This window comes from Oceanobacillus sp. FSL W7-1304 (assembly GCF_037969805.1).
Classification (GTDB): domain Bacteria; phylum Bacillota; class Bacilli; order Bacillales; family Amphibacillaceae; genus Oceanobacillus; species Oceanobacillus profundus.
Window position 1 is genome coordinate 2,957,222 of the sequence record NZ_CP150211.1, and the last position, 13,854, is coordinate 2,971,075.

Genomic DNA, 13,854 nt, shown 5'->3' on the forward strand with positions numbered 1-13,854 from the left:
GCCGAAAAAAATATACACGAATGGTTTTAAAGGAAAGCTTATTGGAGCTATTAAACGATAAACCAATTTCATCCATAACAATAAAGGAACTATGTGCGCTTGCAGATATCAATCGTTCGACTTTTTATAGTCATTATACGGATCAGTATGATTTATTGAATAAAATCGAGGATGAAATTATTCAAGAGTTGGATCAAACACTGCTTCAATATGACTATAAAAAGGAAAAAGAAATGCTTGCAATGACAAAATACTTACTAGATTACGTCGTGAGCAGAAGCGAGCATTTGCGCATTCTCTTTGGTGATCATGGGAGCAAGGGGTTCCAGCATCGTGTTATGGAATCGGCTCAAGCTCATATACGGTCAAACTTGGAACAGGGGCGTCAGCAGATCGGGGAAAATCATTTAAACTATATTACGTTGTTTGTTATTAGCGGCAGTATCCATATCATTGAAAAGTGGCTAAGTAGTGGCATGCGGGAATCCGCAGAAGAAATGACAAAAATTATTACGGAAATCAGTAATCACGGGATGCTACACTATACATAAGTAGAACGGTAGGAGAATTCATCAGCTGTATGTTAACATAGGCTCAAGAGGTGAAATGAATGAAATACGTAAGTGTCAATGTGCATGGTCGTGTACAAGGTGTCGGATTTCGTTCTTTTACGCAGCACAGAGCAGTGGAGTGTAATATTACGGGCTGGGTGAAAAACGAAGACGACGGTAGTGTGCATATAGAAGCCCAAGGCAACGAAGAAGATATGTCCCGGTTTTTAGAGCTGATAAAAAAAGGGCCTTCTCGATTCGCTAACGTCCGTGATATGGATGTCATAACCTTAGATGAGGGTCCGAAATTTAAAGCTTTTAAAATTAAATATTAGATTTATAAAGGATTAGCTATGTGTGTAATACACACATAGCTAATCCTTTTTCAATTGTTTATTCTTTCCACGGAATCAGTTTATTCTCCAACCACCTTAAAGCTCGATTAAAGATTAAGCCAAGGAGAGACAGAATAAGTACCCCGACCATGAGCTTCGACGTAATCATTAAATTCCCGTAATGGAGCACCATGGAACCTATTCCTTCCTGGGCAGCGATCATTTCTGCCGATACGAGTAACAGGAGGGATGTTCCAGCTGCGAGCTTCAGCCCGGCAAATATCATCGGGAGAGCCCCAGGTAAAATTACCTTGCGAATCACATTGATTCGATTAGACCCAAATGTGACGGCAGCTTTCACAAGCATCGGATCAACACTTTTCACACCGGAAAAAGTATTAATAACAACAGGGAAGAAAACCCCTAATGCGATAATCGTTACCTTTGATAATTCACCAATCCCTAACCATAAAATAAATAAAGGCAGTAAAGCAATTTTCGGGATTGGATAAATCGAATAAACAATAGGTGTTCCGATCGCATCTGCGACTCGGAAGAATCCCAGAATCAGACCAATTAAAATACCGAAGGCCGCACCAATGGCATACCCTAGGACAATTCGGTAGAGACTGGCAGTCAGATTCCCGTAGATTTCCCCACTTACAAGCATCTCCCAACCTGTTATTACAATGTTAGATGGTGCCGGTAGAAATAATGGAGAAACAATTCCAATTCGAGAGACGATTTCCCACAGGATTAAGATACCAGCGATACCTAGAAAGGAAGTGTAGAATGGAACTTTTTTATCAAGAAAGGCAACACGATTCGTAATGACTTGTTTTTGTTTTTCCATTTACTATCACTCCTTCAGTGCCGCTTCGGCATCATGCCGAATAAGCTGCCAAATTTCATCTGCATACTTGCTTGATTGTTCACGGTATTTTTCATCGTTTCTGCCCGTTTTCGGTAAATCAATGTTAATGATCTGTTTAATTTGACCTGGATGTCTCGATAATACGATGACGCGATCAGCCAAATAAACTGCTTCTTCAATGTTATGTGTCACATAAAGCGTGCTTAATCTCGTCCGATTCCAAATGGTAAGCAGTTCCTCTTGCATGAGGGTTCGGGTCTGGGCATCCAGTGCAGAAAAAGGTTCGTCCATTAATAATAGATCTGGTTCCACTGCTAATGCTCTTGCAATGCCAGCACGCTGCTTCATTCCACCTGATAATTGCTTAGGGTATGCGTCCTGAAAGTCAGTTAATCCGACCATATCAATATAGTGATTGCCGATTTCCTGCTGTTGCTTTTTGGAGGCGCCTCCTTCTTGCAAACCATAAACGACATTTTCAAAAACAGTACGCCATGGGAAAAGAGCAATTTCCTGAAAAACAATTCCTAAGGTTGGGTTCTCTTTAATTCCATCAAAATAAACACTGCCACTTGTAGGGGACAATAACCCACCAACGATATTAAGCAGCGTTGATTTCCCGCATCCACTTGGACCAACGAGGACAACAAATTCCTCTTCATGAATCGTAAAATTAATATTTTTTAGTGCTGTTACTTCATTCTTTTTCGAATCTATAAAGGTTTTTTCTACATTCTCGATGAGGATGCTCATAGTTGTTCACTACTCCAATTCTTTTAAAGCTTGGTCGAGAAGGTTTGTATTCACGATTTTGTCTGCATCAACCGGTGCTCCGATAAGCTCTTCCTTTGCATACCAATCGATTTGGGTTTGGATATCGGATGCGAGAAGCTTACCATCACGATCCATGTATGGCAGACCACGCTCGATAACAGCTGGTTCCTGATCCGTGTATTCAGCGATAATTTGAATTACTTCATCATAGTTTTCTCCTGGTACAATCTCGCCGTTTTCCTTTGTCAGGACAGCGTCATAATAGTATTGTGTTGCTTTTGCATATGCTTTAAGAAATTTAGTCGCTGTTTCTGTATCGCCAGCAAACGATTTTGAGAAGAATATTCCGGAGGTTTGATAGTCGATCACATCGCCTACTTGTTTAATCACCTTGCCATACCCTTCATCTAACACCATTGTGATATTTGGTTCGTTTAATAAAACAGCATCCACTTGCTTGCTTTGCAATGTTTCCATTAGACCAGGAATACTGTTAACAGGAACAAGCTCTACGTCAGCTGACGTTAGACCGTGTTCCTCCAATAATCGACCAGCCATATAATGGAAGGTTGATCCCGTTTGTGTAATACCAACCTTCTTATTTTTTAAATCTTCAATTGTTTCGATATCTGAGTCACTATGTACTAATAATGCCGTCGAGGAATAGCCTTCCTGTTCTCTTCCTTTGTCCGCAACAATGACAAGTTCTTCACCGCCAGCAACCATATTGTAAAGACTTGCTGTAATTCCAGTTGCGCCGACATCAACGTCACCGCCGGCTGTTGCTACGGCAATTGGCTGTGCTGCTTCAAACCAGCTAGCCTGTGCATCAATACCTTCCTCTTCAAAGTAGCCTTTCTCAAGTGCGATAAATAACGGTGCGGAGCTCGTCAGCTTCAACATACCGATTTCAATGGAAGCATGGTCGCCATTTGAGTCAGCTGCTCCCTCAGAAGAATTGTTTGCTTCCTCTTGTCCGCATGCAGCTAGTAAACATGCTAAAAATAATGCAGAAATAAGTGCAATAACAGTTCTTTTTCTCAATTCTATTCCCCCTTTAGTTTGTAAATGTCTTAATAAAAAGAAAATTAAAAAAGCACAGGCGGATGCCGACTTAATCACCGTGCTAGTTTAATTAGATTTTTATAAGGATAGCACAAATAAATCAATCATTCCATATAATTATTGAAAAAATAGAAATTTTGTTGGTTTATTGGATTATTTGGAGATTACGTGTCGATGTGTACTGAAATTTAAGGAGCAAGAGGTTTATGGTTGCATCTTTTGCCTAAAGTGATATAATACGTAATCATTACGATTTAAGTGTTATAGAAAAATTATTGAGGAGAGGAAGAGTGAATTCATTTAGGTCAGGGGATAGTGGTAAATCGCTTTAATCATTTAATAGAAGTAAGCTCTTTTAATCTGTAAATCATAATGATAGTTAGTTTCGTTTCTAAAGGAAGAACTTTCGTAAAGAGAAAAGAGAGACTTACTAATCTGTTCCGTAAATATGCAGGAATCAAAAAATTTTTGAATCTTAATCGTAATCATTTCGATTTGTGGAGGAGAACTCCATGAATAAGCATGTTGATGTTCTTATAGTTGGTGCTGGGGCTTCTGGAATTGGTGTAGGAATAGTGCTAAAGCAGATGGGTTGTGAAAATTTTTGCGTGATAGACAAGGGGGATATAGGAGAAACATTTCGCAGGTGGCCAAAAGAAATGAGGTTTATAACTCCTTCTTTTCCATCTCAAGGTTTTGGCCAGACAGACCTTAACGCTGTAGCTCCTAAGACCTCACCTGCTTATACGCTAGATGAAGAACATCCTACAGGAGAAGAATATGCAGAATACCTAGAAGTGCTGGCAGATTATTACCAATTACCGTTACGAACTAAAGTGGAAGTAAAAGAAATAAGGAAGCATAACAACCAATTGTTTGAGGTAGTAACTTCTAAAGGGAAATTATGCAGTAAATTTATTGTGTGGGCAGCCGGGGGGTATCAGTACCCCGATTTTGACGTTTTCCCGGGAGCAGAACACTGTATTCATAGTAGTCAAATTCATTCTTGGGAGGAGATGAAAGCAGATGATTATCTTGTGATAGGCGGGTATGAAAGTGGAATTGATGCATTGTATCAACTGAATAAACTTAACAAAAAAACTCGACTTTTGGCTAAAACCGCCACATGGGAAATCGATAGTAGTGACCCGAGTATTGTTATATCCCCATATACATACGGTCGGATGAAAGAAGCGCTTGCTGATGACAGAATCGAGATGTATGAGAACCTAACTGTTAGCTCTGTGAGAAAGGAAGGTAATTCTTATTATGTGGAAACACGAGAAGGCGAACAATTTACCACATGTACGCCTCCTGTACTAGCAACGGGCTATAAAGGTAGTACGTCCATGATCTCACAGCTTTTTGAGTTTGGGGAACATGGAAAGCCGTTAGTTAATGAACAGGATGAATCGACTTACTGCCAAGGGTTATTTCTTTGTGGACCTGAATTGCGACATGGCAGTCATGTGTTTTGTTATATATATAAGTTTCGGCAACGATATGCAGTACTTGCTGAAGCAATCGGTTCTCGACTAAACCTTAATATGGATATTCTTGAATTATATCAGAAGGAAAATTTTTATCTGGACGATCTTTCAGGTTGCGGAGAACGTTGTGAGTGTTAAAAACAAAACGGATAAATTGATCGCCTTAGTAGGTCTTGAATCTGTAGGAAAGTCTGCATTATTCAGACATATGACTGGTCATCAAACAGGAATTGAAACCAATGTAAAAGGGTCAACTGTTGTACTTACGCGCAGAGGGTTGAAACGAAATGTTGAAGTAGAGCTAGTTGATACACCGGGGATTCGTTTTAAAGATGATAGCATGACTACGAAATTGACCTTGGAGGAAATTAAGTTTTTGGAAGAGGTTATTATAGTTGTGAAATCTCCTCATTTAAAGAATGATCTTCTGTTATTAGAAGAACAGCTCCATCTGAGAGGGAAAAAAGTTACAGTTATAGCTACTCACAAGGATATTTATGAACCGAGTGATGAAGAAAAGCATTTTGTAAAGGATCTGTTGAATGTACCGGTTATCTGGTGTAATAGCCGTTCTATGAAAGAAACAGAACAAGATGAATTATGGGAGGCTATACAAGATGCTTCAACATGGAAGCTAAACAGCAGTTTACTCCATTTTCTGCCTTCAGATCATGAAGCAGAAAATAAAAATTGGCTGGAAACAGTACTGCGTCAAAAGGTGATTGGACCTTTATTTGCTCTGCTTCTAATCATAAGTATGTTTGCTTCTCCGGTATTTCTTGCATACCTGTTCTCAAGTTACGTAGAACCCTTTTCAGAAAAGATGATGATAGTTCCATTAAAGGAATACGCCGTTCATTTTCCTGCTTTTTTCCAAGTTTTATTAATTGGAGACTATGGCGCATTAACCCTTGGATGGTATTCCTTCTTATGGGCATTTCCAGTAGTCCTTTTCATCGGTCTTAGTGTTGCAGTTACAGAAGAAACAGGTATACAGGAACATATAACACATGCATTAGATCCATGGCTGAGGAAAATCGGGCTAACTGGAAGAGGCTTGATACCAGTTTTAACTGGCTATGGCTGTAATGTTGTAGCTGTTATGCAAAGCAGAAGCTGCAGTAGCTGTACGCGGGCTTCATGCATCTCCATGATTTCGTTCGGCTCTGCTTGCAGTTATCAAATTGGGGCAACTTTATCCTTGTTCGGTTCTGCAGGAAAACCAATATTATTTTTCCCTTATATACTGATTTTGTTTATTGTAGGTGCCATTCATACAAGGGTATGGAATAAGAACTCTTTACCGCTAACTACAGTGTCATCTCTGCCCTACTTGCAGTCTATAACATGGAGGGGAACTGTTTTTCGTTTAAAAGGAATGCTAAAACAATTCTTTACACAAGCGATGCCGATTTTTATCTTAATTTGTTTAGTCGCTTCTATTTTTGATTATTTGCATGTAATGAAGGGCTTATCTGCTTTGATTACGCCTATATTAGGGTTGTTTTCCTTACCAGCGGATGTTGCTCCTGGTGTGATTTTTTCTGTTTTTAGAAAAGATGGGATGATGGTATTGAACGAGGGACAGGGTTCCCTGCTTCAGAGTTTGGAGACATGGCAGCTATTTATAACCGTATATTTAGCTTCAACCTTATCTTCCTGTTTAGTAACTCTGTTCACGATTTACAAAGAATTAGGCGGGAGACACGCTGTAGAACTGCTGGGAAAACAAATGATTACGTCCATCATAAGTACGTTGCTATTAGCTATCGTTTTATATACTTATTTTAATTAAATGTGGAGGAGGAAGCGTATGGAAAAGAAAATACCTGTTACCGTTTTGAGTGGCTATTTAGGGTCGGGAAAAACAACACTGCTAAACCATCTATTAAATAATCGTAATGGACTGAAAGTGGCTGTGATTGTAAACGATATGAGTGAAATTAATATCGATGCCGATTTAGTAGAGAAGGGGGCTCATTTTTCAAGGACGGAAGAGAACTTAGTTGAGATGTCTAACGGGTGTATTTGCTGCACGTTAAGGGAGGATCTGCTGATAGAGGTTGAAAAAATCGCGAAGGCAGGCAATATCGATTATATCATCATCGAATCTACTGGAATAAGTGAACCTGTACCAGTTGCTCAGACATTTTCCTATATTGATGAGGAACTAGGTATCGATCTTACCCAGTTTTGCCGCCTTGATACAATGGTTACTGTTGTTGATGCATACCGTTTTTGGCATGATTATGAATCTGGTGATCGGCTGCTTGATAGAAAGCAAGCAGTTGGAGAAGCAGATGATCGTAATCTTGCAGATTTACTAATCGACCAAATTGAATTTTGTGATGTTCTTCTATTGAATAAATGCGATATGGTGACGGAAAAACAACTTCGTTCATTGACGAAAGTTATTCAAACTTTGCAACCCGATGCCAAAATTATTCATACAACATTTGGCAAGGTTAATCCAACAGAAATTTTAAACACCCGTCGGTTTAATTTTGAAACGGCTAGTCAATCAGCTGGATGGCTAAAAGAATTAATGGCAGGCCCGGAAGAGCATACGCCAGAAACAGAGGAATATGGAATTAACTCCTTTGTGTATAGTCGAAGAATTCCATTTAACTCGAAGCGTTTTTATGATTGGATTAGGCAAATGCCGATGTCAATTGTCCGTGCGAAAGGAATTGCGTGGTGTGCGACAAGGAATGATTTGGCACTCCTTCTCTCCCAAGCTGGTCCTTCGGTCGCTATTGAACCAGTCTCCTATTGGGTAGCTTCACTTCCAGATGCACAAAAAGAACACACAATTAAGCAAAATCCTAACATACTAAACGATTGGGATTCGGAATTTGGGGATCGAAAGACAAATCTTGTATTTATTGGCGTTGATTTGGAAAAAGGAACGATTATTCGGGAGCTTGACAAATGTCTGCTTACACCAGAAGAGATGGATATGGAATGGTCTGAGATGGGAGATCCTTTATTTGGGAGTTGAGAAATCACAATTAAATAAAAACGGGGGAATAGAAATGATTTTATCGAGTCAAACCATTCTCAAAAAGCTAGAGAAAGATGAGCTAGCTGTCGAACCTTTTAATCAGGCTAACCTTCAGCCGGCGTCCGTCGATCTATCGCTTGGCAGCCATTTTATGACATTAAACGAATATAGCACAGGTAAATTATCCATGGGTGAGAGAGCTTCCTACCGTGATATTTATATAGGAGACCAGGAAACGATAATCATTCCTCCTCACACCTTTATGCTTGCAACGACAAAAGAGTGGATTAAATTATCAAATCATGTTACTGGCTTTGTAGAAGGGAGGAGTTGGAGTTCTGTTGGGAGAATGGGACTTTTTGTACAAAATGCCGGGTGGGTAGATCCTGGATTCGAAGGGCGGATAACGCTTGAGCTATTTAACTCGAATCGTTTTCCGATTGAATTAATAGAAGGAAGAAGAATATGTCAATTGGTTTTTGCAGAAACGGATCAACCAACAAAACCATATCAGGGCAAATATACAAAACAATCTAGTACAACTGCCAGCTGTATTTATATGGATGAGGAGAACTGCTCCAATTAATTGTAGATTAAGGAATTCAGGAGGGAAAGCATTGTCAAAGAAAGTACAAGTTACAGTGTTAAGTGGCTACTTAGGATCAGGAAAAACAACACTGCTAAATTATTTATTACACAATAAAGAAGGTAGGAAAATAGCCGTTATTGTAAACGATATGAGTGAAGTGAACATTGATGCCGACATGGTCAAAAAAGGAGGATTTAGTCGTACAGAAGAAAAATTAGTAGAATTGCAGAATGGATGTATTTGCTGCACGCTTCGGGAAGATTTAGTGAAAGAGGTAGATAAACTGGCCAAACTGGACATCGACTATATAGTTATCGAATCATCCGGAATATCAGAGCCAATACCAGTCGCGCAAAGCTTCACCTATGAAGACGAAGACCTTGGGATAAATCTTGCGGAACGTTGTGAATTAGATACGATGGTTACCGTAGTGGATGCAAGTTATTTTTGGGAGGATTATCGATCTGGAGAAAGCTTACTTGATCGTAATCAAGAGGCAGATGAGAACGACGAGCGGGACGTTATTGATCTATTAATTGATCAAATTGAATTTGCTAACATAATCCTATTAAATAAGGTCGACTTAGTGGATGCGGAAAGCAGAGAAGAATTAAAAGCTGTTTTAAAACAATTGAATCCAGATGCTCAAATTATTGCTACTGAATACGGAAAAGTTGCCTTAGAGACTGTACTGAATACACGATTATTTGACTTCGAAAAAGCAAGTCAGGGTGCAGGGTGGATAAAGGAACTAAATGAAGAGCATATCCCTGAGACGGAGGAATATGGGATTAGCTCCTTTGTCTATCGAAGAAAAAAACCGTTTCATCCTGAGCGTTGGGGTACATGGTTAGAAAATTGGCCAACTGGAGTTGTTCGATCGAAAGGTTTCTTTTGGTTGGCGTCAAGAAATGATGTTTCTGGTTTATTATCACAGGCTGGGCCATCCATTGCAATTCAAGAAGCAGGAAAGTGGATAGCTACGTATCCAAAGCAAGAACAATCGGCTATTTTAGAGGAAGATCCAGATTTAGCTAAGTACTGGGACGACAACTATGGAGACAGAATGACTGAACTAGTATTTATAGGGAAAGAGATGGATAAAGAAGGAATAATCAAAAGTCTAGATCAATGTTTACTGTCAGATGTCGAAATGAATTTGGATTGGAATCAACTTCATGATCCATTACCATCATTTAGCAGCTATTAATTAAGTTCACCAAGAAGATGGATGGTGTGTTAGCAAATGCCCGAAATAACATTACTTAGCAGACTGCACTTCCCCGGTTAGGAGACTTTTCATCTTATGAAAAGTCTCCTAACTTAATTTATATACACCTCGCTTTCTACGAAGGTACTAGCTCAACATAAAAGCTGATTGTAATACAATCATAATGACTTCCTAAATGACGAGCATGATCTCACTGGAATCTCCTGCTGTTATTAAGAAAATGTAAAATCTTAACGTATAATTTACAATTTATTGAGTGAATTATTCTGTCTATTGTTGTATCCCTTGCCACAACTTATTTATCAAAAAAATTGTTAAAACCTACCAAAAACCTCCATTGTAAAGTGAATTTACACAAGTCACACCATTTCTTCATTTCACCTTTAATCTTCCTTAATATTCATTCCTTATAATGAAGCTAGGTTCAAAAGAGGAGGATTTGATGCGTAAAACGGAATTGCATGTTCACTCGACATTTTCAGATGGTGTCCAAACACCGGAAGAGATTGTGCATCTAGCGAAAGAGGCAAACATTCAAGTACTTTCCATTACCGACCATGATGAAATCGGAGCGTATAAGGAAGCCCTGCCATTAGCAGAGGCAGCTGGAATTGAATTGATTCCTGGAATTGAGCTGAACACGGATGGAGAAGCAGGTGAATTACATATTCTTGGATATTTATTTGATCCAGAGCATCCGGAAATGCTCCAGCATATTAGCTGGCGTAAAGCAGAGCGGAAAAACTGGGCAAAGAAAATCGTTGCTCGTTTGAACGAATTAGGCTATAGCATTACGTTTCAAGATGTAGAAAGGTATGCACCACAAGATATTATTGTACGCACGCATATTGCCAGTGCGCTTTGTGAGAAAGATTACTTTACTACGACCCACGAGGCCTATCACGGCCTATTAGTGAAAGGGAAGCCGGCATTCGTTGAGCGGGGGGCGTTTTCTGCAAAAGATGCAATTGAATTAATTCAAGCCTGTGGCGGGGAAGCTTACCTTGCGCATCCAGGTGCCTACCGGTTTCCTATAGATGAAGAAAAGGTTTTATCGTATGGGATTGATGGAATTGAGGTCTATCATTCCAAGCATCGTAAGGCAGATGTTTCCTATTGGAAGGAATTTGCACTTAAAAATCAGCTGCTGATTTCTGGCGGGTCTGACAGTCATGGGCGGAAGCATACGAGAAATGCGTACGCAATTGGTAGTGTGCAGTTAGATAAGCATTCCCAAAAGCATTGGCTAGAAAAGGTTGGTGCAAAACGATGAAACTATTTATCGCTGCATCATTATGCTGGGACTATCATCCGAATGAAGTTATTACGATCGCAAAGGAATATGGCTTATATGGAGTAGAACTGTGGGCAGAGCATATTTATTATCATCAAGCAAATCCTGCTGAAATTCGAATTCATGCTGAAATGGAAAATATCGAATTAACGTTGCATGCATCGAGCTGGGATTTAAATATTTGTTCGATCAATAAAGGAATTCAGGAACAGTCCATTGTTGAATTAAAGAAATCGATTGATTTGGCAGCAGCACTAGGCGCATTGCATATGACTTTTCATCCTGGAAGGTTAACGGTTAAAAATTACTTAGTTGAGGAGCATATGCGCGCACTTGTCACCAACACAAAGCGGCTTTTAGAATATGCGGCAGTAAGAGAAGTCGTGTTATCGCAGGAAATGATGGAACCTATCGCGAAGGAGATTTTAACAGAGCCAAAGGCAATGAATCATTTCTTAGAGCAGGTTGGGCCGGGTCTTCAGGTGACCTTAGATATCGCGCATACGCCGCTTGAAGAAAACAACGAGGTTTATTTAGAAGAGCTGCAGCGTGTAAACAGTATTCATGTAAGTGACTCCAAAAGGGATCGATACCACGTTCCGCTAGGAGAAGGTGAGATTAATCTAGAGGAGATTCTATCATGCCTAGGCGAGAAAGACTTACCTATCGTACTCGAAGGAATGGATACAGATCGCTCCTTATCTTTTTTAAAGAAGCATCTGAACTTTTTACATAAAGAATGGAAGGAAAGGAAGATAAGCATTTGAAAATTATGATTACGAATGACGACGGTATTTTTGAGCCGGGAGTTGAAGCGTTGGCTGATGTCCTCTCTCACTTTGGCGAGGTAGTCATTGTCTGCCCAGACACGGAAAAAAGTGCCTACAGTCATAAAATTACACTAGGACAACCATTGAAATTAAAGAAAATTGATTTTGCACCTACTGCCGAAGCTTATGCGGTTAATGGTTCACCGGCGGATTGTGTAAAGCTTGCGATGGAAGTGCTGTTAAAGGAAAAGCCTGATATCGTCTTTACGGGAATTAACCTTGGTCCCAATGTTGGAAGGGATATGTATTACTCGGGAACGATTGCTGCAGCACAAGAGGCGATGCTATACCAAGTCCCGTCTGTTGCGGTTTCCTTAGATACATTTAAAAAGGAAAACATTAAGTTTGGAATTGTAAAACAGATGCTATATCGCGTTGTGGAGGTGATTCTGCAAAATAAAATCGCAAAAAATGTCATGCTGAACGTTAATTTGCCGTATACGTCGAAGGAGCTTTGCAAAGGAGTTGCCGTTGTCCCAATGGATCTAACCATTTCGCGTTATCACTATACAGCCTTGAACGATCCTCAAGGTCAGGATTTTTACTGGTTAAAGGACAACTATCAAAATTTGAAGGTGAATGAGGGAACGGATTATCAGTTGCTGAAGGAAGGGTATATAACTGTCTCTCCCATTGACCTCAAGCATACACAGAAAAGAAAAATCGATCAAATCAGTCGCTGGTTTACCAACTTTAATTATGTTCAGGAGGAGAACTAATGATGAAAAAACTATTATTCTTATTGTGTGCTGGACTTTTATGTATTTTGGCAGCTTGTGGTAACAGTTCCGATGAGGAAGCAGATGCTTCAAGTGAAGAAGGTGAAAGTGAGTTAAGTGGTGAGCTGGAGTTTTACACATCACAGCCTGATGTTGATGCGGAGCAGCTAGTAGATGCGTTTAATGAAAAATATCCAGATGTCGAAGTCAATATTTTCCGCTCTGGTACAGAAGAGGTTATCAGTAAATTGAATGCGGAAAGCCAAGCAGGATCTGTTGTAGCAGATGTCCTTTTGCTTGCAGATTCGGTAACATTTGAAGGATTAAAGGAAGCAGATATGTTAATGGAATATAATTCTCCTGAAGCAGAAGCAATTCCAGAAGAGTTCGTGGATGCTGACGGAACGTATACAGGAACAAAGATGATGGCAACTGGTATTGTCATCAATACGGATGAAGTGACAGAAGCACCAACATCATGGGATGCACTTGTTTCAGATGAGGGTAGTGATCAAGTTGTCATGCCAAGCCCATTGTACTCAGGAGCTGCAGCGTACAATCTTGGGATTTTTACCCGTAGTGACGGCTTTGGCTGGGATTTTTATGAAGGAATAAAAGCAAATAATCCAATGATTACAGAAGGAAATGGCGCTGTTATTGAAAACGTAGCATCCGGTCAAAAGAATTACGGCATGATTGTGGATTATTTAGTAGCTCGTGCTGCAAGTGATGGTTCACCAGTAGAGTTGATTTACCCTGAAGAAGGTGTACCTGTAATCACGGAGCCAATTGGTATTACGGCAGATACAGAAGAAGCAGAACTAGCAAAAGCGTTTGTTGACTTCGTACTTTCTGAGGATGGACAAGCATTGCAGGCTGAGATTGGATATACACCAATCCGTGAGGGAGTAGAAGCACCGGATGGCTTAAAATCCTTGGATGAAATTAAAACACTTAGCGCACCAACAGATGAACTATATCAGAACCGTGAAGCTGATAAAGGGAAATTTGACGAATTATTTTCAAACTAGAATCTAACGCAAGGGCTATAGGGTGATTACAGTGAACAGTCAAAAAAAGAATGGATTCAATCAGGAG

14 protein-coding genes are annotated in these 13,854 nt (G+C 39.8%); 11 read left to right on the forward strand and 3 right to left on the reverse strand.

From position 1 onward, the window contains the following. The first annotated feature begins 20 nt into the window (after window positions 1-20). A complete protein-coding gene (locus NYE61_RS14895; protein ID WP_339315885.1) occupies window positions 21-551 on the forward strand; it encodes a TetR-like C-terminal domain-containing protein in 531 nt (176 codons plus the stop codon). Window positions 552-610: 59 nt separating this feature from the next. Next, window positions 611-886 (forward strand): acylphosphatase, encoded by a 276-nt coding sequence (locus tag NYE61_RS14900; protein ID WP_095310349.1) that lies wholly within the window; start codon window positions 611-613, stop codon window positions 884-886. A gap of 58 nt (window positions 887-944) precedes the next feature. Here NYE61_RS14900 and NYE61_RS14905 read toward each other — a convergent pair whose 3' ends face one another. Genes NYE61_RS14905 through NYE61_RS14915 form a run of 3 tightly spaced genes read right to left on the reverse strand, consistent with a single transcriptional unit; the run spans window position 945 to window position 3,578 of the window. Further along, entirely contained in the window at window positions 945-1,739 is a 795-nt protein-coding gene (locus tag NYE61_RS14905; protein ID WP_095310351.1) for an ABC transporter permease, read from the reverse strand. Between the two features lie 6 nt (window positions 1,740-1,745). Further along, window positions 1,746-2,513, reverse strand: a complete 768-nt coding sequence (locus NYE61_RS14910) for an ABC transporter ATP-binding protein (RefSeq protein ID WP_339315888.1) — start codon at window positions 2,511-2,513, stop codon at window positions 1,746-1,748. A gap of 9 nt (window positions 2,514-2,522) precedes the next feature. Continuing rightward, window positions 2,523-3,578 carry an ABC transporter substrate-binding protein gene (locus NYE61_RS14915; RefSeq protein WP_339315890.1) on the reverse strand — a complete coding sequence of 352 codons (1,056 nt, stop codon included), beginning with the start codon at window positions 3,576-3,578 and terminating at the stop codon, window positions 2,523-2,525. 533 nt (window positions 3,579-4,111) lie between these two features. Here NYE61_RS14915 and NYE61_RS14920 point away from each other — a divergent pair. The 9 genes from NYE61_RS14920 (at window position 4,112) to NYE61_RS14960 (ending at window position 13,787) form a co-directional block, all read left to right on the forward strand. Next, window positions 4,112-5,227 (forward strand): NAD(P)/FAD-dependent oxidoreductase, encoded by a 1,116-nt coding sequence (locus NYE61_RS14920; RefSeq protein ID WP_339315892.1) that lies wholly within the window; start codon window positions 4,112-4,114, stop codon window positions 5,225-5,227. Further along, window positions 5,217-6,884 carry a nucleoside recognition domain-containing protein gene (locus tag NYE61_RS14925; protein WP_339315894.1) on the forward strand — a complete coding sequence of 556 codons (1,668 nt, stop codon included), beginning with the start codon at window positions 5,217-5,219 and terminating at the stop codon, window positions 6,882-6,884. Before NYE61_RS14920 ends, NYE61_RS14925 begins: the two co-directional genes overlap by 11 nt. An 18-nt stretch (window positions 6,885-6,902) precedes the next feature. Beyond that, entirely contained in the window at window positions 6,903-8,090 is a 1,188-nt protein-coding gene (locus NYE61_RS14930) for a GTP-binding protein (protein ID WP_339315896.1), read from the forward strand. A gap of 34 nt (window positions 8,091-8,124) precedes the next feature. Beyond that, a complete protein-coding gene (dcd, locus tag NYE61_RS14935; protein ID WP_339317498.1) occupies window positions 8,125-8,679 on the forward strand; it encodes a dCTP deaminase in 555 nt (184 codons plus the stop codon). Between the two features lie 31 nt (window positions 8,680-8,710). Then, window positions 8,711-9,892 carry a GTP-binding protein gene (locus tag NYE61_RS14940; RefSeq protein WP_339315897.1) on the forward strand — a complete coding sequence of 394 codons (1,182 nt, stop codon included), beginning with the start codon at window positions 8,711-8,713 and terminating at the stop codon, window positions 9,890-9,892. 463 nt (window positions 9,893-10,355) lie between these two features. Continuing rightward, window positions 10,356-11,186, forward strand: a complete 831-nt coding sequence (locus tag NYE61_RS14945; protein WP_339315898.1) for a PHP domain-containing protein — start codon at window positions 10,356-10,358, stop codon at window positions 11,184-11,186. Then, a complete protein-coding gene (locus tag NYE61_RS14950) occupies window positions 11,183-11,974 on the forward strand; it encodes a sugar phosphate isomerase/epimerase family protein (RefSeq protein WP_339315900.1) in 792 nt (263 codons plus the stop codon). The genes NYE61_RS14945 and NYE61_RS14950 overlap by 4 nt, the downstream gene beginning before the upstream one ends. Beyond that, window positions 11,947-12,756 carry a 5'/3'-nucleotidase SurE gene (gene surE, locus NYE61_RS14955; protein ID WP_095310371.1) on the forward strand — a complete coding sequence of 270 codons (810 nt, stop codon included), beginning with the start codon at window positions 11,947-11,949 and terminating at the stop codon, window positions 12,754-12,756. The genes NYE61_RS14950 and surE overlap by 28 nt, the downstream gene beginning before the upstream one ends. Window positions 12,757-12,758: 2 nt before the next feature. Further along, entirely contained in the window at window positions 12,759-13,787 is a 1,029-nt protein-coding gene (locus NYE61_RS14960) for an ABC transporter substrate-binding protein (protein WP_251660185.1), read from the forward strand. Window positions 13,788-13,854 lie beyond the last annotated feature (67 nt).